At 67.8% G+C, this 21,404-nt stretch carries 17 protein-coding genes; 1 reads left to right on the forward strand and 16 read right to left on the reverse strand.

Annotation, left to right across the window (positions count from 1 at the left end):
• Window positions 1–63: 63 nt before the first annotated feature.
• The 4 genes from UAJ10_RS04165 to UAJ10_RS04180 all read right to left on the reverse strand — a co-directional run bounded on the left by UAJ10_RS04165 (window position 64) and on the right by UAJ10_RS04180 (window position 6,221).
• Entirely contained in the window at window positions 64–1,569 is a 1,506-nt protein-coding gene (locus UAJ10_RS04165; protein WP_322914099.1) for a tryptophan halogenase family protein, read from the reverse strand.
• 88 nt (window positions 1,570–1,657) lie between these two features.
• A complete protein-coding gene (locus tag UAJ10_RS04170) occupies window positions 1,658–4,471 on the reverse strand; it encodes a TonB-dependent receptor (RefSeq protein ID WP_322914100.1) in 2,814 nt (937 codons plus the stop codon).
• Between the two features lie 209 nt (window positions 4,472–4,680).
• Window positions 4,681–5,655: a FecR family protein gene (locus UAJ10_RS04175; protein ID WP_322914101.1), complete on the reverse strand. Its 975-nt coding sequence runs from the start codon at window positions 5,653–5,655 to the stop codon at window positions 4,681–4,683.
• Window positions 5,652–6,221 carry an RNA polymerase sigma factor gene (locus tag UAJ10_RS04180; RefSeq protein WP_322914102.1) on the reverse strand — a complete coding sequence of 190 codons (570 nt, stop codon included), beginning with the start codon at window positions 6,219–6,221 and terminating at the stop codon, window positions 5,652–5,654. Before UAJ10_RS04180 ends, UAJ10_RS04175 begins: the two co-directional genes overlap by 4 nt.
• A gap of 217 nt (window positions 6,222–6,438) precedes the next feature.
• Between UAJ10_RS04180 and UAJ10_RS04185 the strand changes: the two genes are divergently transcribed.
• Complete coding sequence (locus UAJ10_RS04185) at window positions 6,439–8,061, forward strand: ABC-F family ATP-binding cassette domain-containing protein (protein WP_322914103.1); 1,623 nt, start codon at window positions 6,439–6,441, stop codon at window positions 8,059–8,061.
• Here UAJ10_RS04185 and UAJ10_RS04190 read toward each other — a convergent pair whose 3' ends face one another.
• The 12 genes from UAJ10_RS04190 to kynU all read right to left on the reverse strand — a co-directional run bounded on the left by UAJ10_RS04190 (window position 8,062) and on the right by kynU (window position 21,334).
• On the reverse strand, window positions 8,062–9,060 hold the full coding sequence (locus UAJ10_RS04190) for an FAD:protein FMN transferase (RefSeq protein ID WP_322914104.1): 999 nt from the start codon (window positions 9,058–9,060) through the stop codon (window positions 8,062–8,064).
• The gene (locus tag UAJ10_RS04195) at window positions 9,057–9,590 is read right to left on the reverse strand and encodes a nitrous oxide reductase accessory protein NosL (protein WP_322914105.1); all 534 of its coding nucleotides are present in this window, start codon (window positions 9,588–9,590) and stop codon (window positions 9,057–9,059) included. The genes UAJ10_RS04190 and UAJ10_RS04195 overlap by 4 nt, the downstream gene beginning before the upstream one ends.
• Window positions 9,590–10,435 carry an ABC transporter permease gene (locus UAJ10_RS04200; protein ID WP_322914106.1) on the reverse strand — a complete coding sequence of 282 codons (846 nt, stop codon included), beginning with the start codon at window positions 10,433–10,435 and terminating at the stop codon, window positions 9,590–9,592. Before UAJ10_RS04200 ends, UAJ10_RS04195 begins: the two co-directional genes overlap by 1 nt.
• Window positions 10,432–11,370, reverse strand: a complete 939-nt coding sequence (locus tag UAJ10_RS04205; protein ID WP_322914107.1) for an ABC transporter ATP-binding protein — start codon at window positions 11,368–11,370, stop codon at window positions 10,432–10,434. Before UAJ10_RS04205 ends, UAJ10_RS04200 begins: the two co-directional genes overlap by 4 nt.
• On the reverse strand, window positions 11,367–12,749 hold the full coding sequence (locus UAJ10_RS04210) for a nitrous oxide reductase family maturation protein NosD (protein WP_322914108.1): 1,383 nt from the start codon (window positions 12,747–12,749) through the stop codon (window positions 11,367–11,369). The genes UAJ10_RS04205 and UAJ10_RS04210 overlap by 4 nt, the downstream gene beginning before the upstream one ends.
• Window positions 12,750–12,755: 6 nt before the next feature.
• Window positions 12,756–16,982, reverse strand: a complete 4,227-nt coding sequence (gene nosZ / locus UAJ10_RS04215; protein ID WP_322914109.1) for a TAT-dependent nitrous-oxide reductase — start codon at window positions 16,980–16,982, stop codon at window positions 12,756–12,758.
• Window positions 16,983–17,207: 225 nt separating this feature from the next.
• Window positions 17,208–17,954 carry a ferritin family protein gene (locus UAJ10_RS04220; protein WP_322914110.1) on the reverse strand — a complete coding sequence of 249 codons (747 nt, stop codon included), beginning with the start codon at window positions 17,952–17,954 and terminating at the stop codon, window positions 17,208–17,210.
• 38 nt (window positions 17,955–17,992) lie between these two features.
• The gene (locus tag UAJ10_RS04225; RefSeq protein WP_322914111.1) at window positions 17,993–18,229 is read right to left on the reverse strand and encodes a hypothetical protein; all 237 of its coding nucleotides are present in this window, start codon (window positions 18,227–18,229) and stop codon (window positions 17,993–17,995) included.
• Between the two features lie 55 nt (window positions 18,230–18,284).
• Window positions 18,285–18,455, reverse strand: coding sequence for a twin-arginine translocase TatA/TatE family subunit (locus UAJ10_RS04230; RefSeq protein ID WP_322914112.1), 171 nt, complete (start codon window positions 18,453–18,455; stop codon window positions 18,285–18,287).
• Window positions 18,456–18,708: 253 nt separating this feature from the next.
• Window positions 18,709–19,353: an arylformamidase gene (gene kynB / locus UAJ10_RS04235; RefSeq protein WP_322914113.1), complete on the reverse strand. Its 645-nt coding sequence runs from the start codon at window positions 19,351–19,353 to the stop codon at window positions 18,709–18,711.
• Window positions 19,350–20,201, reverse strand: coding sequence for a tryptophan 2,3-dioxygenase (kynA, locus tag UAJ10_RS04240; protein ID WP_322914114.1), 852 nt, complete (start codon window positions 20,199–20,201; stop codon window positions 19,350–19,352). The genes kynB and kynA overlap by 4 nt, the downstream gene beginning before the upstream one ends.
• Entirely contained in the window at window positions 20,198–21,334 is a 1,137-nt protein-coding gene (gene kynU / locus UAJ10_RS04245) for a kynureninase (protein WP_322914115.1), read from the reverse strand. The genes kynA and kynU overlap by 4 nt, the downstream gene beginning before the upstream one ends.
• Window positions 21,335–21,404: the final 70 nt, after the last annotated feature.

Raw genomic sequence — 21,404 nt, forward strand, 5'->3', positions numbered from 1 at the left:
CCGGGATAGGGACGGCGGCAGGCTAGGAGGGTGGCAGGGTGGAAAGACGGGAGGAGGGTCAGGTCAGGACGGTCCCATCACGCGGCGGAGATATTCTTCGTGACTGGGCAGGGTGGCGGCGGCCTTGGCCATTTGGTCGCGCAGGCGGCTCAGATAGGCCACGTTCTCGTCCGCTGGCATGGTGTCCAGCAGGGGATTGTAGTCGATGGCCCGCAGCCCCTGGCTCATCAGCACGGCGAACCAGCTGGCCTCGCGGAACAGTTCGTCGGTCGACAGCACGATGCGGCCGGTGCGGGTGAAGTGGCGTTCCTTCAAGGACAGGCCCTCCGGCACCGCCATGGCCTGGCAGTGGCGCCACAGCGGTTCATCCCGGCCCTGCGTGCGGCTGTAATGCAGCACCAGGAAGTCGCGCACCGATTCAACGTCGGCACCATAGACCTGGTTGAACTGGCCCGCCGTCTCCTCCGGGCAATCGCGGGTGGGGAACAGGGACAAAAGCTTGGCGATGCCGCTCTGGATCAGGTGGATGGAGGTGGACTCCAAGGGCTCCAGGAAGCCACTGGATAGGCCGATGGCCACCACGTTCTTGACCCAGGACCGCCGCCGCCGCCCGGTCTGGAAGCGGATCAGGCGCGGGTCGGCCAGCGCCTGCCCGTCCAGGTTGGCCATCAGGGTGGCGGCCGCCTCGTCATCGCCCACGAACCGGCTGCTGTAGACGATGCCGTTGCCGGTGCGGTGCTGCAGCGGGATGCGCCATTGCCAGCCGAAGGCGTGGGCGGTGGCGCGGGTATAGGGGGTGGGATCGGCGACACGCTCGCAAGGGGTCGCCAGGGCGCGGTCGCAGGGCAGCCAGTGGGACCAGTCCTCGAACCCGCTGTTCATCACGCCCTCGATCAGCAGGGCGCGCAGGCCGGAACAGTCGATGAACAGGTCGCCCTCCACCACCTCGCCCCGGTGGGTGGTCAGGCGGGTGACGAAGCCGCTCTCCGGATCCTGCTCGATCCGTTCCACCTTGCCTTCGATCCGCTTCACCCCGCGCGCCTCGGACCTGCGACGCAGGTGGGCGGCGTAGAGGCCGGCGTCGAAGTGGTAGGCGTAGCCCAGGGTGGAGAAAAGGGAATTGGGGTCGGATGCCGGCGGGCCAAACTTGCCGGCCCTGGCCGCCAGCGTGGCCAGGGAATAATCCTGGTGGCCGTGCGGGAAGCCGCCAAGGTTGGCGCGGATCCAGCGGTGGAAGAACATCTGCGCGTCGGCCGGCCCGCCATAGCGGCCGAAGGGATGAAAATAACGACTATCGCCGCCATTCCAGCCGACGAACTCGATACCCAGCTTGAAGGTGGCCTTGGTCTCGCGCAGGAACTGCGCCTCGTCCAGCTCCACCAGCCGGTTGAACCAATGGATGGTGGGGATGGTGGCCTCACCCACGCCGATGATGCCGATCTCGTCGGACTCGATCAGCGTCACCTCGAACTGCGGCGGGCTGTTGACCTTGGCCAGCGCTGCCGCCGTCATCCATCCGGCGGTGCCGCCGCCCAGGATGACGACCTTCCGGATCCGGCGATCTGACACGGTTTCGCTCTCCATCGAAAAAAGCGGGCGGCGGGCCCCGAGACTGATCCGCCGCCCCCAGGGGAGGAAAGGGTGGAAGGACGCTGGATCAGAACTTCGCGGTCAGGGACACCATGGCGTTCGGGCCGACGATGCCACGGCCATAGAAGTAGCCGTTCACCACCTGCTGGGTGAAGCCCTGGCGGGGGTTGCCCTCCGTCAGGCCCAGCTCGTCCGTCACGTTGTCGACGCTGACGTTCAGCGTCATGGCCGGCGTGATGTTGTAGATCGCGCCGATGGTCACGACGCCATAGCCGGGCAGTTCCACCTGGTTGCCGTTGTCGGCGAAGATGCGGCCGACATACTTGTAGCGCAGGTAAATCTGTCCCTTGTTGTTGGGCAGGTTGTATTCCGGCGTCACGGCGTACAGGATCTTGGGCGTGCGGCCCGGGATCTTGCCGTTGTAGAAGGCGGCCACCTGCGGCGCGATGTTGGTGCCGTTGACGTCGATGAAGCCGACCTTGACGTTGCTGAACGTCGGGTCCTGGTAGGTGGCCTGGGCGTGCACGCCGAAGGCGCTCAGCGGCTCGTACTGCGGGCGGTAGTACAGGTCGACGTCGACGCCGTTGGTTTCGGAATCGGCGAAGAAGCCCTGGTTCAGGTTGGGATCGGCCGGATTGACGCCGCCGCCCCAGGTCTGGTTCTTGAACTCCGTGCGGAAGCCGCGAACGGTGCCGGTCAGCCCGTAGTCGGAATAGGTGACGCCGCCTTCGTACAGGGACAGGGCGGCCGCCTGCGGGTTGGTGCCCTGGGTCTGGTAGGCGTGGGCGTAGCGGGCGTAGACCGACAGGTTCTGGGCGATGGTGTAGTTCACGCCGGCGGTGACGTGCACCGGCGATTCATGGCCCGAAGTGTAGTTGTAGGTGCCGTTGAACGCGTTCGGGTTGACCTGCACGATGCCGCCCACGCCCGCCGGGATGGGCTGGGGCGAGCTGTTTCCCGCCACGCCATCGGTGTCCTCGCGCTCATAGCGCACGCCGAAGTCGAAGTGCAGATCCTGGTTCCAGGCGAATTCGTCGTTCACGTAGACCGACTTCGACGTCTGGTGGGTGGCGCTGATGCCCGCACCCCAGTTGCCGTAGGAGATCAGGCCGTTGTTGCCCAGCGTGCCCAGCACGTTGCCGGCGCTGTTCATGGCCACGATGTCATAGATGTTGGACTGGTTCTTCACATCGTTGATGACGGTGGAGACGCCCGACTGGTCGTTGGCGATGTCGGTGGCGTAGATCATGCCGCCCACGGTCAGGCTGTTGGTCCAGCCGTCGCCCGAGGTGTCCCACTTGGCGCCGAAATCGCTGCCCCAGTCGCGCAGCTTAACCAGCTGGCGGTTCAGCACGGTCTGCTGCAGCAGGCCATTGCCGTTGAGCGCGTTCAGGGCGGCGGCGTTGGACGCCGCGGTGACCTGGCCGTTGGTCAGGTTGCGGATGCCGAACTGCGTGGTGCCGGGGAAGGCGGCCAGGCCGGACTGCAGCAGGTCGTAAATGGGCGAAGCGCTGGTGGGCGTCAGGTAGGCGAGAGCCGAGGCCAAGCCGCCGTTGCCGGTGCCGCTGCCGGCGAACACGCCGTTGAAGTCCCAGTCCGTCTCGGTATAGCGGCCGCGGGCGAAGAGGGAGATGCCGTGGTCGAACTCACGCTCCCCATCCACGCGGAACTGGTGGCCGGTGGCATGGATGCCGTCCTGCATGCTGAAATTGCGGAAGCACTGGCCGTTGGCGTAGCAGGAGTCCGGCACGCTGACGTTGGCGAAGCCCTTGCCGATGATGTTGCCGAACTGCGTGTCCAGGCCCGGCACGCTGGAAATGGTGCCGTTGTTATAGGCGTAGGGCTGGTCGGCGTAGTAGGGGTCGTGCTCGTCCCAGTCCTTGACGGTGAAGCGGATCCAGCCGTCCTCGAACTTGTGCTCCAGCTGGCCCTTGATGTGATAGGTCTCGTACCGGAAGGGCGAGCTGCGCACGCCCGGCGTGCTGTCGTAATAGCCGGAGATGGCGAAGGCGGTGTCCTTCAGGTCCGGGATGGGGGACGAGAACCACAGGTCGCCGCGCCGGTCGCCATAGGTGGTGCCGGTGATGCGCGCGATGCCGCCGGCCTCGTCGAAGTTCAGCTTGCGCGAGATGAAGTTGATGGACGCGCCGGCGGCGTTGGGCGTCAGGATGCCCGAGCTGCCGCCCTGCAGCGCCTCGACCCGGTCGATCGAGATGTCGTTCTGGAACACCTCGTCATCGTTCAGACCGCCATAGATGGCGGGCATGCCATCCTCGATCAGGCGGACGAACTGCTGGGTGCCACCGGGCAGGCCGCGCACCGAGTAGTTGTTGGACACCGGGCCGGCCGTGCCCTCGACGAAGATGCCGGGGATCATTTCCAGCACGTCGACGGTGCTGCGCGGCGCCTTCTGGGCCAGGTCGGCCTCGTTCACGGCGGTGATGGCGACGGAGGCGTTCAGCAGGTTGCGCTTGGACCGCAGGCCGGTGACGATGATTTCCTGCAGGTCGGGCGCGCCGCCCATCTGCACGGTGTCGTCGGCGCCGGTCGTCGTGGCGGGTGTGGCCTGGGCCACCTGGGTCTGAGCCGCGGTGCCATCGGTGGCGGCCCCTTGGGCGGCAGCATTGCGCAGGGCCGGGGTCGCCGTGGCGGCGCGGTCGGACTTGCGGCTAACCACGGCGGCGCCCGAGGGGTCGCGGTGCACGGTCAGGCCGGTATTGGCCAGGATGCTGTCCAGCGCCTGCTGGGCGGATAGGCGCCCTTGCGCACCCTTGGTGCTGATGCCGGCGACGTCGTCGGCCCTGTAGATCAGCTGTGAGCCGGTTTGGCGAATATAGCTTTCCAGCGCGGCGCGCAGGTCGCCTGCCGGGATGTCGATCATCGTTTCGGCGGCGGACGCCAAAGTGATTGCGCGTGCAGGTTGCGGTGCCGCCATGGATTCGGTGGCGTGGGTCAGGGCGGGCCAACAGACCGTCGTCAGAAGCACGGCGGAAAGGGCGTGACGGATATTGGGGTTCGGCACGATTTCTCCCTCAATTTCTAAATTGTTGTATTTGGCTATGACGAAGGACCGTGCCGGATCCCCTATCCTCAATTTGAAATTCTTATTTCCCTGCCGTCGTCGACTATCTTCAGGCCGAAACCGCTGTGCAGCAGGCGGGCGAAGGCGTCGACATTCGTGGCCTCGAAACTGCCGCCGATGCGGATGTCGCCCATGGGCCCTTCGGCCGGCACCACCAGCTGCTTGCGGTTATAGCGGTTGAACTCCGTCGCCACCTCACGCAGGGGGCGGTCGTTGAACACCAGCGTGCCGTGGCGCCAACCCAGGGAGTCCCGTACTTGTTCCTCGCTGCGCGGGCTTTTGCGGATGGCCTTGGGTTGCGCCACCGCCGCGCTCAACTGCGTCACAAGGGTGGGGGCCACGTCGTTGGGATGGGCCATGTCCTCCACCAGGACGGCGCCCTCGGCCACCACCACCTCCAGCCTGTCGCCGTCACGGCGGACGGAGAACTTGGTGCCGACGTCAACGATGCGCAGGTCGCCGCTGATGACGACGAAGGGATGCTTGTCGTCGTGCACCACCTCGAAGAAGGCCTCACCCTTGTCCAGCCGCACCTCGCGCGCGGTTTGGTCCACGGACGCGCGCAGGCGCGTGTTGGTGTTCAGTTCGATCTGCGATCCGTCCTGCAGGTGGGCGGTATAGCGGTCCCCCACGCCGGTGCTGAACTTCTGACCGGCGGCGAAGGGCCAGTCCCAGTCATCCATCATGGGGACGATGACGACCAGGGCGACAGCCGCCGCCGTCGCCATCGCGGGCGCCCAGCGGCGCCACGGCGCCCGCGCCATGCTGGTGCGCGGCAGGGGCAGGGCGGGGGCCTGGCGGGTGGCGCGCAGCTGGTCCGCCCGCCGCCACGCCGCCTCCAGCCGCAGGTAGGTCACGCGATGGCGGGTGGAGGTGGCGATCCAGGCGTCGAACCCGGCCTTGGCTGCCGCGTCCAGCGGGCCGGCGTCCTGGCGGGCCAGCCAGCGCGCCGCCTGTTCCTCGATGGGATCATGCTCCATCATGGCTGCCCCACCTTGCGCGGGCGCCGGCCGAAGCGGCTGGTCACGGGTTCGGGGACGATGTCCACCATGGCGTCGGCGATCAGGCGCACGCCTTTGGCCACCTGCTGCTCCACGGTGCTTTCGCTGATGCCCATGCGGCGGGCCACGTCTCGCTGGGGCAGGCCGTGCACCTTGCGCAGCAGCGTCACTTCGCGGCAGCGTGGCGGCAGGCGGTTTATGGCGGCCTGCAGCAGGCGTATGGCCTCGCGGCCGACGGCGCTCTGTTCCGGGTTGGGCACGGTGTCGGCCACGTCCAGGTCCTCAAGATCGATGACCGTCTCGATCGAGACCACCTGCGCGCGCCGGGCGCGATCGATCAGCAGGTTGCGGGCGGTCATGAACAGGAAGGGCTTGGTCATCTCAGGGATCGCCACGGTCGCCGCCTCGTAGACACGGGTGTAGATCTCCTGCCGAAGATCGGGGATCTCGGACGCCTCCCGCCATTTGCGGCGCAGGTAGCCGGTCAGCGCCGCCTCCAAGGGTAGGACTTCCTCCACAAACCATAGATCCACCGCACTTCTGTTCACCGGACGTCCTTCCTCCCTTGGTTTTCCGCGCACACACGGCGCCCTTTCCCTGGATGACGAACGGGCGCCAAAAATCCGTTATGGGCAATGGGAAAAAATTTTGGAGCCCGGGGTCTGCGGGCCCCCCATCGCTGGACCGGTATGCCGATCCGGACACTACCGCGTCACGCATCCTGTGGCATAAGGGGGCGAATCCCGCCTTTGGAACCCGGTCCCCATGATCCGCCTCGAAAACATCAGCAAGCACAATGGCCATCGCATCCTGTTCATGGAGACGTCCGCGGCCTTGAACCGGGGTGAGAAGGTGGGCCTGGTCGGTCCCAATGGCGCCGGCAAGACCACCCTGTTCCGCATGATCACGGGCGAGGAACTGCCGGACACCGGCCAGGTGTCGGTGGAGAAGCAAATCACCATAGGCTACTTCAACCAGGACGTGGGCGAGATGTCCGGCCGCAGCGCGGTGGCGGAAGTGATGGACGGCGCCGGCCCGGTCAGCGCGGTGGCCAAGGAGATGGCTGTCCTGGAGGCCGCCATGGCCGACCCCGACCAGGCCGACCGCATGGATGAGATCATCGAGCGCTATGGCGAGGTGCAGGCGCGCTTTGACGAGCTGGGCGGCTATGAGCTGGAGGGGCGGGCGCGGGAAGTGCTGGCCGGCCTCAGCTTCAGCCAGGAGATGATGGACAAGGACGTCGGCATGCTGTCCGGCGGCTGGAAGATGCGCGTGGCCCTGGCCCGCATCCTGCTGATGAAGCCCGACGCCATGCTGCTGGACGAACCCAGCAACCACCTGGACCTGGAAAGCCTAATCTGGCTGGAGGGGTTCCTGAAGGGCTACGACGGCGCCCTGCTGATGACCTCGCACGACCGGGAGTTCATGAACCGGATCGTCACCAAGATCATCGAGATCGACGGCGGGTCGCTGACCAGCTACTCCGGCGACTATGTGTTCTATGAGCAGCAGCGGGCGCTGAACGAGCGGCAGCAGCAGGCGCAGTTCGAGCGCCAGCAGGCCATGCTGGCCAAGGAGCTGAAGTTCATCGAGCGCTTCAAGGCCCGCGCCTCGCACGCCAGCCAGGTGCAGAGCCGGGTCAAGAAGCTGGACAAGATCGAGCGGATCGAGCCGCCGAAGCGCCGCCAGACGGTGACGTTCGAATTCCCGCCGGCGCCGCGTTCGGGCGACGATGTGGCCGTGCTGAAGAACGTGCACAAGGGCTACGGCAGCCGCACCATCTACCAGGGCCTGGACCTCACCATCCGCCGCAAGGAGCGCTGGTGCGTCATGGGCGTCAACGGTGCGGGCAAGTCCACCCTGCTGAAGCTGATCGCCGGCGCGGACCAGCCGGATTCCGGAACCGTCATGGTCGGCGGCAGCGTCAAGATGGGCTATTTCTCCCAGCACGCCATGGAACTGCTGGATGGCGAGCAGACGGTGTTCGAGGCCCTGGAGGCCAAGTTCCCCCAGGCGGGCCAGGGCTCGCTGCGGGCGCTGGCCGGCTGCTTCGGCTTTTCCGGCGACGACGTGGACAAGCGCTGCCGCGTCCTGTCGGGCGGGGAGAAGGCCCGGCTGGTGATGGCCATGATGCTGTACAACCCGCCCAACTTCCTGGTGCTGGACGAGCCGACCAACCACCTGGACCTCGACACCAAGCAGATGCTGATCACCGCCCTGGCGGCGTACGAGGGCACCATGCTGTTCGTGTCGCACGACCGCCACTTCCTGGCCACGCTGTCCAACCGCGTGCTGGAACTGACGCCGGAAGGCATCCACCAGTACGGCGGCGGCTACACCGAATACGTGGCCAGCACCGGGCAGGAGGCCCCCGGCCTGCACAGCTGATCAGGCCAGCGCCGCGATGGTGCCGTCGACGCGCGACCGCCAGGCTTGGCAAGCCGGCACTTGCGCCAGGACGCGGGCGATGTCCCGGGACCCCATGACGCTGAAGGCGGTGGACAGGGCGTCGGCCAGGGTGGCGGTGGGCGCCCGCACGCTGACGCTCATGCCGGGGTCGCTGCATCCGCCGGTGGCCGGGTCGAACAGGTGGTTGAAGCGGCCCGTGGCCTCGAAGGGTGTGCCGTAGGCGCCGGAGGTGGACAGCGCCTGGTCGGCCAGGGACAGGGTCAGCACCGTGCGGTCGTCGTCACCCGGCGCCTTGATGCCGGCGGTCCAGGGCCGGCCGGCGGGATGATGGCCCACCGCCCGTATCTCCCCCATGTCCACCAGGGTGTGGGCGACACCGCGCGCCTTCAGCAAGGCCACCACCCGATCAGTGACATAGCCCTGGGCGATGCCATTCAGGGTCAGCGCCATGCCGGAGCGGTTCAGGGCCACCCGGTCCGCCGTCACCGACACATGGCCGTGGCCGACGTGGTCCAGGGCGCGGCGCAGCGCCGCCGCCGGCGGGCCGGCCGGATCCGCGCCGGGCGTGGCGAAATGGTCGGCATAGAGGGTCCACAGCGGCTGCACAGTGGGGTCGAAGGCGCCGTTGGTCAGCCGGGCGATGGACAGGGCCTGCGCCAGCAGGGCCACCAGGTCGGACGGCGGGTCGGTCAGGGCGCCGTCACGATTCAGGCGATTGAGCAGGCTGTCGGGCCGGTACAGGCTGAACATGCCCTCCAGCCGCGCCACCTCCGCCAGGCTGGCCTGGATCAGGTCCGCGGCTTCGGCCGGGTCGGGATGGTTGATGACCAGCCGGGCGTCGGCCCCCAGGGCGACGCCGGACCAGTGGTGGAGAGGGGATGGTGCCTCGGCCGCCGGGGCGCCGCGCAGCCCCAGCAGCGGCAGACCGGCGGTGGCGGCCAGGATGGTCAGGACGCGGCGGCGGGTGGGGGCGCTCATGACGCGCCGCCCGTCTGGCCCCGGTCGCCACCGTCGAAGACCTTGTCCTTGGGGATGTCGGCGTAGCGCACGACGGTGCCCTGGTGCGCCGCGGCGAATGCCCGCGCCGCCGCCTCGCTGCCGAAGGGAAACAGTTCATCGCCCCCCATGGCGCCGTGTTCGACGCTGCCCACCACGTAGAAGGCCGCGCGGGCGTCGATCCAGCTGGCCGCCGGCGGGTGGTGCGGATCGTCGCTCAACATTTCCATGGCCGTCACGTAGATGGCGGCCACATCCTTGGGCTCCTCCGGCAACAGGATGTAGGCCACCGTGTCACGGACGGAGGCGAACCAAACGGGTGTGGGATCGCCCTTCAGCAGGATCTGGCCCTTGGGGCCGGCATGTTCGGTCACCGCCATGTTGCAGAAATGGGCGATGTCGGCGTCGGTCAGGCTGTGCGGGGCCAGGGCCACCAGCGCCGTTTCGGATTTGGGCTTGCAGCCGGCCACGGCCAAGAGGGCCAAGAGGGCCAGCAGGTAGGGCGCGCGCATCAGATTTGCCTCCGGGAAAAGATGAGGGCGGCGGCGGCCAGGGGCACGGCCGTCCACCCGGCCAGGACAGCCAACAGGGTCAGGGGGCCCAGCTGCAGTTGCCCGGCGATGCCGGCCATGCCGGCGAATTGGCTGACCTGCGAGGTGCCGGTCAGGTTGAACAGGCGGAAGGCGTCGGCCGGGTTGGCCAGCATCAGCCAGTTCAGCAGGCCTACGGTGACGGTCTTGCCCTGATCCGCCACCAGGACACCCAGCAGGGCCATGTCGAACACCAGCATGAACACCAGCCAAAGGCCGATGGCGATGCCGCCGGCGGCGCCCCGGTCGCGTACCAAGGCGCTGATCAGGTAGCCCAGGGCGATGAACACGGCGCCCAGCAGGATGCTGGATCCGATCAGCCCGGCGAAGGCGCGCCAGCCCTCCGCGCCCGTGTCGGTGCCAGTGAGGACCAGGGCCGCGCCGGCGGCGCCATAGCCCACGAGAGTGGCGAAGGCCAGCAGGGCCACATGCCCCAGAAACTTGCCCAGCACCACCTGTACCCGCGACACGGGGTAGGAGAGCAGCAGGCTCATGGTGCCGCGATCGACCTCGCCCACGATGGCGTCGAAGGACAGCAACAGGGCGATCAGCGGCACCAGGAAGATGGTCAGGCTGGACAGGCTGACCACCACCACGTCCAGGGCGCCCACGCCCACGGTGCCGGTGGGCACGCTGCCCAGGAAGGTGAGGCTGAGCGCCAGGGTGGCCATCAGCAAGGTGGCGGCCACGACCCAGCGGTTGCGCAGGCCATCGCGGATTTCCTTGCCGGCCAGGATGAGAGGGATGGTCATGAGGGGGATGTTCATGCGGCCTGCTCCCGTCGCAGGAAATGGGCGTAAAGCTCATCCAGGCTGGGTTCCGTCACGGCGATGTCGGCCAGGGGCAGGCTGGTCAGGCGGCGCAGCACGGCCACCTTGTCGCCGCCCGCGCACAGGCACTCGACAGCTCGCCCATCGGGCTCAACCCGGGCCAGCGGACCCAGGGCTTCGGCCACGGTACCGGCCTGCGCCCCAGTGGCCCGGATGCGCACCGGCAGGTCGGCCAGGTGGCGCAGGTCGGTCAGGGTGCCATCGGCGATCTTGACACCCCGGTTCATGACGATGATGCGGTCGGTCTGGCCTTCCAATTCCGTCAGCGCGTGCGATGACAACAGGACGGTCACGCCGGCGGCGCGCAGTTCCTGCACGATCTCGTAGAACACCTGGCGCAGGGCCGGATCCAGGCCGGTGGTGGGTTCATCCAGGAACAGCACGCGGGGGCGGCCCAGCAGCGCCTGGGCCAGGCCCAGGCGCTGGCGCATGCCCTTGGAATAGGTGCCCACCCTGCGGCGCGCCGCCTCCGCCTCCAGCCCGACGCGGGCCAGCAGGTCGGCGTTGCCGGTGCGCGCCACGCCCTTCAGCCGGGCATAGAAGTCCAAGGTCTCCCGCCCGGTGAGGGAGGGGTGGAAGGCCAGGTTCTCCGGCAGGTAGCCCACGGCCCGGCGCAGGCGGGCGGCGTGCGCCCCGGCCGGATCCTCGCCCAACAGGCGCACCTGTCCGTGGGTGGGCCGGATCAGGCCCAGCATCAGCTTGATCAGGGTGCTTTTGCCGGCGCCATTATGGCCCACCAGGGCCACGCACTGGCCGGGATCCAGGCGCAGTCCGACTTGGTTCAGCGCGGCGCGGGCGTCGTAGATCTTCGTGACCTGGTCGATGACGACCGAGGCATGCGCGGAGGAAACGTTGGTGGCGGAAGCGTTCATGGGGTGGGCGCTCCTGGCTGGGCACTCGCGATGGCGGGGGGCGGCTTCATCAGGGGCGCGCTGTCGACCACCCCGCCGGGATGCAATGCCGGGAACTGGGCCTGGGCCCAGCGGATGACTTGAATGGCCGGGCTGTTCAGCAGCAGCTTGGCGGCGGGAAAGCGCCAGACGACGCGGTCGACCAAGTCGTTGGGGCGGTAGGCCTCATCGGCGATGCCGTCGCCGTTCAGGTCGAAGGCCGGATTGTCGCTCCAGTAATTGCCCCGGCCATGGTCGGACCAATCCAGCGAGCGGGTGCCGACATACATGACCTGGGTGCGGTTGCCGATGAAGGCGTTGCCGGTCAGAGTGTTGCGCTCCGCCCCGGCGGTGAAGTGGATGCCGATGTCGCAGCCGTCGAAGCGGTTGTCGGCGATGCGGTTCTTATTGGCGTTGTAGACGAAGACGCACTTGGCGGTGCCGGCGCGGAATCCGCCCTCGCTTCCCGTCGCCCGGGGCATCATGCCGCCGTCGCCAGCGTCGCCCCCTGTCGGGCGGCCTGATTGCGGTCGCGGGAAACGGCCCGAGACCCGGTTGCCGGTGACGGTGGAGGCGTTGGCGTAGTTCAGCAGCAGGCCGTAGTCGTTGTCGCCCACCGACTGGTTGTCCCGAACCTCCAGACGGTCGGAGAACATGAGGGCGAAGCCGATGTCGTTTCCCACCGACACGTTGTCCAGGATGCGGCTGTCATTGGTGTACATATAGTGGATGGCGAAGCGGACGCCGGCCATGCGGTTGCCCTGGAACAGGTCTTGGCGGCTGGCGTTGGCGAAGATGCCGTCGCGGCCGCCGGTGATGCGGTTGCCCACGATGCGGACACCGGGGGCGTTCCACACGGTGACGCCGTTGCCGCGCTGGCTCATGGGCAGGTCGGTGCGGCCGGCGATGTCGTTGCCCTCGACCACGGCGTCGTGGGGGCCCTGAACATAGACGCCATAAAGGTTGCCGCTCAGCCGGTTGTCGATGATCCGTGCGCCTGTGGCCGTGGGGTGCAGCAGCACCCCGGCATCCATGGTGTGCTGTTCGACACCCGATCCCGTCAGGGTCAGGCCGCGCACCGTGACCTCAGGCGCCGTGACGATCAGGGCGCTGCCCGTGCCGCCGGCATCCACGGTTGCGCCGTGGCCCGGCGGCCCTTCCAGGGTCAGCGGCTTGTCGATGGTGACCCCACCCTGGTGGATACCCGGCGCCAGGCGCAGGACATCCCCCGGGGCGGCCGCCGCCACCGCGCGGGCCAGCCCATTCCCGCCCGCGGGCACCTCGCGCACATCGGCGTGTGCGATCGGGATCCGCGGGCAAGCCAGCAGCAGGCCCAGTAGGATGGTGGTGGCGGCGCGCATGGACGGTCAGGCCTTGGCCGGGTGGACCAGCATGCGGCCCACCATTTCCATGTGCAGGGCATGGCAGAACCACTGGCAGTAATACCAGTGCACGCCCGGCCGGTCCGCGGTGAAGGTGACGGACGCCGTCGCCTGCGGCCCGATTTCCATGGCGATGCCATGGCCCGACAGGGTGAAGCCATGGGTCAGGTCGTCGACATCGTCCATGTTGGTGATGAAGACGGTGACCTCGTCACCCTGGTTCACCTCGAACTTGTCCAGGCTGTAGGCCGGTGCCACGGAATACATGTAGACGCGGACCTTCTTGCCGTCGCGGATTACGTTGGCGGCGGATTCCAGTTCCACGCCATCCTTCTTGGCCCACTGCCGCGCCTCTTCCCACATCGGGTCGTCACGCTTGTAGACGCTGATGGGGTTCACCTTGGACCGGTGGACGATCATGGCGTCGTGCGGCTCGGCGAAGCTGGGGCCGTCGTGGACCACGGCCATCTTGTCGCCGGAGATGTCGATCAACTGGTCGTTCTCGGGCTTCAGCGGGCCGACGTTCAGGAAACGGTCCTTGGAGAACTTGTTCAGCGACATCAGCCACTTGCCATCCGCCTCCTTGGTCTCGCCCATGGAGGAGTGGTTGTGGCCCGGCTGGTACTGCACATCCAGCTTCTGGATGATGGGATCGACCTTCTCGCCCTTGAAGGCGCGCTTGGCCTTTTCCAGGTCCCACTTCACCAACTGGCTGTCCAGGAAGACGGTGGTGTAGGCGTTGCCCCGGCCGTCGAAGGCGGTGTGCAGGGGCCCCAGGCCCACCTGCGGCTCCGCCACCACCACGTCGCGCGGCTTGATCTTGTCGGCGAACAGATCGTCCAGCTTGCGCACGTCGATGACGGTGACGGTGGGCGACAGCTTGCCGTTGAAGACGACGTGGATGCCGTCCGGCGCCACGTTGCAGCCGTGCGGGTTGTTGGGCACAGGGATGTAGCGGGTGTAGCGCGAGCCGTGGCGGCCATCGACCACCGGCACGCCGTTGATGACCTTGCAGTCGCCCTTCTTCACCGCCTCTTCGATGCGCTTGATGTCGAAGACGACAGCCCAGTCCTCGGTGCTGGCGGTCATGTCGGCCAGCGTCGTGCCTTCCTCGGAGTTGTAGCAGGTGGAGAAGGCGTACTTGCCCTGGTAGTCGGCGTCGCAATTGTCCAGGTTGCCGTCCACCAGCACCTGCCAGGACACCTTCATGGCGTCGCCGTCGATGGCGGTGAAGACGCAGCCGTACTTCTTGGGCTCATCCAGCACGCTGCCGTCGTTCACCAGGGGGGCGCGGTGTTCGCTGTTGGCGAAGACATAGCCGGTGCGCGGGTATTTCTGCGGACGCAGGCCGTGGATGTCGTGCGCGTTCGGGATCTCGATGATCTTGTCGCACTTCATGATGTCGCAGCGGATGCGGGCGACGCGGGTGTTGGCCTTGTCGTTGATGTAGATGTAACGGCCGTCGTAGGTGCCGTTGGTGAACGACATGTGCGGGTGGTGCGCGTCGCCGTTCTGGTACAGGCCGCCCCGGTTGGCCAGGAATTTCTTGGTCTCCGGCGTCAGGCCCTCGGTCAGGATCTTCCTGGACTCGTTGGTCAGGCCCCAGCCGGTGGCGGAGCAGCGGTTGAAGACCGGGATGCGCATCAGTTCGCGCATCGACGGCATGCCCAGGATCCGAATCTCGCCCGACTGGCCGCCGGAGGCGAAGACGTAATACTCGTCGAGGTCGCCGGGCTTCACCTCGACCTTGTTCTTGGGGGCCGCGGGTGCGGCATGGCTGGTGCCGGCACCCACCAGGGCGCCGCCGGTGCCCACGGCACCCACGGCGGCGGCGGCCAGCGCCGCCTTGGCCGACCCGCCGATCAGCCCGCGACGGCTGAGGCTTGGCGACGCCTCGCCGTTGCTGTTGGCGGCTGGGACTGTGTTCGGATCTTCGTTCGACATCTCAGGATCTTCTCTGCTTGGTGGTCCGGAAATCGGGGTGGGAAGGTCACTCCGCCTGCGTTCCGCGCTGGGGTGTCGCCTGCGGTGCGACTTGCGGTGCCGCCTTGGGCGGGGCGGGGGAAGGGGGCCGGGAACGGCCATGCCGGCCTGGCGCTCGCGCTTCAGGCGACGCTGGATCATCACCGGGCATTTCTGGTCGTGGTGGTACAGCAGCTGGCAGTGCAGGCACTGGATGCATTCGTTGGGATTGATGTGGCCCTCGGGGTGGATGGCCTGCACCGGGCATTCGTTGCCGCAGCGCTGGCAGGGGTTGCCGCATTCGCGGTAGCGGCGCAGCCAATCGAACATGCGCAGCCGGGCGGGGATGGCCAGCGCCGCCCCCAGCGGGCACAGGTAGCGGCAGAAGAAGCGTTCGATGAACAGGTTAGCCAGCAGCAGCGCCACGGCAAACACGACGAAGGGCCAGGACCGCCAGAAGATCAGCACGATGGCCGTCTTGAACGGTTCCACCTCCGCCGCCTTTTCCGCCATGGCCAGCTCGTTCAGCGACAGGCCGAACAGGATCAGGAAGGTCACGTACTTGATGGGCCACAGGCGCTGGTGGACGCTGAACGGCACCTTGATTTGGCGGACCTTGAAGCGCTTGCCCAGGCGGTTGGTCAGTTCCTGCAGCGCGCCGAAGGGGCACAGCCAGCCGCAGAAGGCGCCCCGGCCCCAGAACAGCAGGGACGCGGCCACGGCGAACCACAGCACGAACAGCAGCGGCTCCATCAGGAAGTAATCCCAACTGAAGTCGGTGCGCAGCGCGTTGAAGAAGGTCAGGATGTTGACCACGGACAGCTGCGCGTGCTTCCACCAGCCCAGCCAGAAGAGGGAGGCGGCCAACACACCCAAGCGCACGCGGTCATAGAGGACGGGCCGGCGCACCAACTCGTGCTGGAAGAAGAAGATGCCCGTCACCACGGCCAGGAGCACGGCCAGCAGCACTAGGCCCACCCGGTCGCCCGCCCACATGCGGCGCCACAATTGGCCACCGGTGGTGGGCGTCCCGGCCGCCGTTGCCGTGGGCGCGGCCGCCTTGGGCGCCGGCACGCTCAGGTATTTCTGCGGTGGCGCGTAGTCGAGGTCGAACGTGATGAAGGCCTTGTCCAGGCTGGCCACCTGGCGCTGGACCAGCAGGCGCAGCCGCCAGGGCTGGGCGGCGTCGAAGGTGCTGCCGTCGGGGATGGTGAACAGGCCGATGTCGGGAAAGTCCGGGGCGTCGCCGGCCAGTGACCCCAGACGGGTATGGTTGCGGTCGTGGAAACGGATGGTGTTCTCGCCCTGGATCAGCTCGATCCGGTCGAAAATGCCGCCACGGACGTAGCCGGAGCCTTTGAAGGAATAGCGACCGGTACCGGCGACGATGATGGCCTGCTGCCCGGGCTTCAGGGCGCTGGTCAGGCGCTGGTAGCCGTCCTCGCCCAGCAGGCTGCGGCCCACCATCGGCAGGGTGGCGATGGTGGCATACAGGTCGATGAAGGTGTCGTCATCGGGGCCGGGTTCCGGCCGTGCGGTGGCGCCGGGGCCGCCCGCCTGGCGGAAGGCCTCGTTGACCTGGCCCACCGGCAGCAGCAGGTGGCGGACAAATCCGTCGCCCAACAGGGTGTTCCAGTCGGCGCTGCCGGCCAGGCCGGCATTGACCACCGGGCGCGCCGCGTCGGCCAACGCGTCCCCCTCCTTGCCCAGGCCGCCCAGGCCCAGGGCATGCGCCACCTTGATGGCGGAGCGGGTGATGGTGTCGCCGATGACCATGACGGTCACCGTGGCGCCGGACACGATGTCCACCGGCGGCTTGCCCCCGGTGTCGGCCGTCATCTCCGCCACCGTGCGACCGACATAGCCCTGGATGAAATGGTCGATCTTGGCCACGGGAATGCCGACCAGCACGATGGGTTCATGATGGTCCACCAGCTTGGCGCCGGTGATGCGGGCGTTGGCGTCGATGCCGATGAGGATGGAGATGGGGCGGCCGGAATAACCGGCGGCGTTGACCACATCGCTGTTCAGGTAGACGTAGCCCACCACCGTGCCGCCGGCCATCGCCGGAACCACCGGCGGCGCGCCCCGCGCCGGGCCGAAATGATCGGCGCCGGGGACCAGCGCGCCGGCATCGGCCTGGCCCAGATAGTCCGCCAAGTGGCTGGTGGTGGGCGACGGCGCCGCATGCCCCACACTGCCTACTGCCAGCATCAGGCAGGCCAACAGCACGGCCAAGAGAGCGGGCAATGCCCCTCGCCGCCGCGGGCGGCCGGGCGGGGGGCCAGGGTCCACACGGGCAAGCGGGGGCGCGATCGGCCGAGGCCGATTGGGATGGGCGGAAGACAGCATGTCGTTAAAGGCGGTTCTTCGCGGGCGGGGGAACCATTCCGGTTCCGGCTACGGGTTAAGCTTTACCGGGCTGGGACAGGCGCAGCTTTGCGCTGTGTCAAAAAGAAGTGGTAAAAATGAATGTTATTCAGCGCCGGTTGAGGAATGGTTGCCCAAGAAAACCAACCGTTCGGTGGCGGTTTTCAACAGGGTTTGCGCCAATGCGACGCCGTCCTCGTCCGCCATCCGATCCAGCGCCAGGGAATAGATGTCCACGGCACGCTCCGCCGCCGCCACCTTTTGGGTGCCGGTGGTCGCCGCCAGCTCTGCCTCCACCGTGTCGGCCAGGACGCGCAGCCCCGCCGCGTCGTCGGCTGTGGGCAGAGGGATGAGCGTGCCCCGTTCCTGGTGGTAGGCGTGGCGGCGGGCCCGGCGCAGCTGCGCGCTGTGGCGCAATTCCTCCCGCGCCAGCACCTCCGCCTGTTGGGCCACCGCCGGGGTGGCGGCGTGGGCCGCGACATAGGCATAGAAGGCGAAGGCCCGTTCCTCATTCAGAACGGCGATGGACAGGGCCTTGTAGGGGCTGAGGCGGACACTGGCCTCCACCTCGTTCCAAGAGCGGGCAATGTCCGGCGGCAGATGCCATTGGACGGGGGCGGCCACCGGCGCGTGCCCCAGCAGGCCGTTGGCGCTGCGCAGGACGGCCGCGACGTGATGGCCTTCCTCATCGGCCAAGTTTTGGAACAAGGCGGCGAGGTCAGGCGCCCCCCGTTGCCGCTCCGCCAGCATCAGATAGCGCCGCACGGCCTCTTCCTCCATGGCCAGGGCAATGGCCAGCAACTCATCCATCGAAGCGATGGCGGCAGCTGGTTCTTGAGACAGCAGGGGCATGGCGCGTTTCCCGGGTTGGAATGGGATAGGCAGGGTGGTCAGCCGCAGTGGCCGCCGCAGCAAGACCCGCGATGGCGGGCCAGGAGGCGACCGAAGGCCAAGCTGGCCGTGCGGGCGGGTAGGCGGCAATCCCGCGCCAGCGCCAGCACGTCCTCGGCCGTCCAGTCGGCGGGGCAATCGGTGAGGGTCAACACCTCGCCATCCGTGGGGATGGCCGGGGCGGTGTGCAGGGTCAGGGTGCCGTCGCGCGCGACGATCAGGGTATGGTCGGTCATGGTGTTACCTGGGGGCGGAAGGATGCGAGGGGGGCTAGGGGCGCCTTGATGGCGATCAGTCCCGGGGCAGGCGGCTGGGGGAGGCGTCCGTTTCCTCCGCCAGGCCGGCTTTCAGATTGCGGATGCCGATGCCCAGGTCGCCCAACATGCGGGGCAGCCGGTTGCCGAACAGCAGCAGGGTGATCCCCGCCACGATCAGCCAATGCCAAATACTGAAGGAGCCCATGGGGGGCGTCTCCTGCTGTCGATGAAGAGGCAGCCACAGGAGCAGGGGACGGCCAGCACGAATTTGCGCTGGCGCAAACAGACGGGGGGATTTGACATGGCGCAAACGCGCCCGCGACCACTCACCCGAAAGGCGCCGTTTCGCCAATCGGCGCCTGGGGTCCTAAAGGAAACGGGGCCATGAACAAAAAATGCGCCTGCCGGCGTTCACCGTGCAGGCGCATTCTTGGTTGCTTGAAAAAGGGCGCCCCTGGTCAGGCCGTGGTCGCCGCCGGCAACTCGCGCAGGATGGCGCGCGCCGGGGCGGCGTCGGCCTGGGACAGCTTGAGGGGCAGGGCGATCAGCTCGTAGTCGCCCTCGGGCACGCCGTCCAGCACCAGCCCTTCCAGGATGGCCATGCCGTTGCGCCGCACGGCGTTGTGGGCCAGCAGGTCCTTGGACGTCTCGGGATCCAGTGACGGGGCGTCCACGCCGATCAGCCGGACGCCATGGGCGGCCAGCAGGTCGATGGTGGCGGCATCCAGCGCGCGGAAGTCGCTGACCCAGCCGTCATGCGGGAAACGCCGGTAGGTGCGCAGCAGGATGCGCGGCGGCGCGCCGTCCAGGCGGTCCGCCACCTCCGGCGGCATGACCGGCCCCTCGCCATCCACGACGTGGATCAGGCGGCAGGGCCCCAGGTAGGGGGCCAGGTCGACGGCGCCGATGGGCAAACCGGCGGCGTCATAGTGCAGGGGGGCGTCGGCGTGGGTGCCGGTATGGGTGGACAGGGTCAGCCGGCTGACATTGACGGGGCAGCCCGGCCCCAGGGCCCACACCCGTTCCTCCTGATAGGCGGTGTCGCCGGGCCACACCGGGATGCCGGGGCGGATGGGCTGGGTGATGTCCCAGATGCGGGTCATAGCGCCGTCCTCACGGAAAGCAGTTCGGGGAAGAAGCTGAGGCTCAGCGCCTTGACCAGGTAGCTGACGCCGCCGGTGCCGCCGGTGCCGGGCTTGAAGCCGATGATACGCTCCACCGTCTTCATGTGGCTGAAGCGCCATTGTTGGAAGCGATATTCCAGATCCACCAGCTTTTCCGCCAGATCATACAGCTCCCAATGCCGGTGCGGGTCCTGGTAGACCGCCAGCCAGGCGGCCTGCACCCGGGCGTCCGGCACGTAGGGCTGGGCGAAATCACGTTCCAGCTTCCCTTGCGGGATGTCGAACCCCCGGCGGGCCAGCAGGCGCAGGGCCTCATCGTACAGGCTGGGGGCGTTCAGGCTCTCTTCCAAGGTCGCGAAGACGGCCGGTTCGCCCTGGTGCACCGTCATCATGCCGGCATTCTTGTTGCCCAGCAGGAATTCCAGGTGGCGGTATTGATACGACTGGAAGCCGCTGCTCTGCCCCAGGTGGGGGCGGATCAGGCTGTAGTCCGCCGGCGTCATGGTGGACAGCACCTCCCACGACTGGATCAGCTGCGCCTGGATGCGGCTGACGCGGGCGATCATCTTCAGGGCCGGCCCCAGGTCATCCGCCTGGATCTGGCGCAATGCCGCGCGCAGCTCATGCAGCGACAGCTTCATCCAAAGCTCGGACGCCTGGTGGATGATGATGAACAGCAGTTCGTCATGCTCGCCGGACCGGGGATGCTGGGCGGCCAGCAACTGCTCCAACCCCAGGTAGCTGCCATAGCTCATGGGCGGGGCGGTGTGCAGCCCCTCGCCGGACAGGTCGACGGCGGCGATATGGGGGCGGGAAATGTCGGTCACGTCACGGCTCCACGGGTCTGATAGGCGGCATCCTGCCAGGCGCCGCTGTCCATGATGTCCTTCAGGTGGGCCGCCGCGTCGTAGACGTCGACATAGCGCACATAGAGCGGGGCGAAGCCGAAGCGGATCACATCCGGGGCGCGGAAGTCGCCGATGACCCCGCGGGCGATCAGCGCCTGCATGATGGCGTAGCCCTCGGGATGGCCGAAGCTGACCTGACTGCCCCGGGCTTTGGCGTCGCGGGGGGAATGCAGGGTGAACAGCCCCGGGCATTCCTGTTCCACCAGGCGGATGAACAGGTCGCCCAGCGCCATGGACTTGGCGCGCACCGCGTGGCGATCGGCACGGGCCATGATGCCGACGCCGACTTCCAGCGCCGCCAGCCCCAGGATGGGCGGCGTGCCGCACAGCATGCGCTCGATGCCGGGGGCCGGCGCATAGTCGTCGCCGAAGGCGAAGGGGGTGGCATGCCCCATCCAGCCGGAGAGGGGGGAGCGCAATTGCGCCTGGTGGCGCCGGGCCGCGTACAGGAAGGCCGGCGCCCCCGGGCCGCCGTTCAGGTATTTGTAACCGCAACCGACGGCCAGGTCGGCGTCCGCCGCGTTGAGATCGACATCGATGGCGCCGGCGCTGTGCGACAGATCCCACAGGGCCAGCGCCCCGGCGGCATGGGCCTTGGCCGTCAGCCGGGCCATGTCATGGATGCGGCCCGTCTTGTAATGCACCTGGGTCAGCAGCAGCAGGGCGGTGTCCGCATCAAGGGCCTGTTCGATGCGGTCAGGCTCCACCACCCGCAGTTCGACCCGCTCGCCCAGCAGATCGCGCACGCCCTGCAGGATGTAGAGGTCGGTGGGGAAGTTGCCCGGCTCCGTCACGATCACCCGGCGGCCGGGCCGCAGGGCCAGGGCTGCCGTCGCCAGCTTGAACAGGTTGACGGAGGTGGAGTCCGCCGCGATGACCTCATCCGCCTCCGCCCCGATGAGGGAGGCGATGCCGGCGCCGACGCGCTGGGGCAGGGTGATCCACCCGGCGGTGTTCCAGCCGCAGATCAGTTCCCCCCCATTCCCGCGCCACCACGTCGGCCAGGCGCTGCCGCGTGGCCTTGGGCAGGGCGCCCAGCGAATTCCCGTCAAGGTAGATGACGCCGTCGGCGATCTCGAACGCGTCACGGAATTCGGCCAGCGGATCGTCGCGATCCAGTGC

The sequence above is a fragment of the Nitrospirillum guaranorum genome, assembly GCF_034653275.1.
Lineage (GTDB): Bacteria > Pseudomonadota > Alphaproteobacteria > Azospirillales > Azospirillaceae > Nitrospirillum.

Coding starts and splice junctions, on each gene's coding strand:
- UAJ10_RS04170 (WP_322914100.1), bottom strand. CDS start 4,471: ATGATCGACATCCCGGCAGGCGACCTGCGCGCCGCGCTGGAAAGCTAT.
- UAJ10_RS04220 (WP_322914110.1), bottom strand. CDS start 17,954: ATGCCCCTGCTGTCTCAAGAACCAGCTGCCGCCATCGCTTCGATGGAT.
- UAJ10_RS04185 (WP_322914103.1), top strand. CDS start 6,439: ATGATCCGCCTCGAAAACATCAGCAAGCACAATGGCCATCGCATCCTG.
- UAJ10_RS04230 (WP_322914112.1), bottom strand. CDS start 18,455: ATGGGCTCCTTCAGTATTTGGCATTGGCTGATCGTGGCGGGGATCACC.
- kynB (WP_322914113.1), bottom strand. CDS start 19,353: ATGACCCGCATCTGGGACATCACCCAGCCCATCCGCCCCGGCATCCCG.
- UAJ10_RS04210 (WP_322914108.1), bottom strand. CDS start 12,749: ATGCGCGCCGCCACCACCATCCTACTGGGCCTGCTGCTGGCTTGCCCG.
- UAJ10_RS04205 (WP_322914107.1), bottom strand. CDS start 11,370: ATGAACGCTTCCGCCACCAACGTTTCCTCCGCGCATGCCTCGGTCGTC.
- UAJ10_RS04200 (WP_322914106.1), bottom strand. CDS start 10,435: ATGAACATCCCCCTCATGACCATCCCTCTCATCCTGGCCGGCAAGGAA.
- UAJ10_RS04175 (WP_322914101.1), bottom strand. CDS start 5,655: ATGATGGAGCATGATCCCATCGAGGAACAGGCGGCGCGCTGGCTGGCC.
- UAJ10_RS04195 (WP_322914105.1), bottom strand. CDS start 9,590: ATGCGCGCGCCCTACCTGCTGGCCCTCTTGGCCCTCTTGGCCGTGGCC.
- UAJ10_RS04190 (WP_322914104.1), bottom strand. CDS start 9,060: ATGAGCGCCCCCACCCGCCGCCGCGTCCTGACCATCCTGGCCGCCACC.
- UAJ10_RS04225 (WP_322914111.1), bottom strand. CDS start 18,229: ATGACCGACCATACCCTGATCGTCGCGCGCGACGGCACCCTGACCCTG.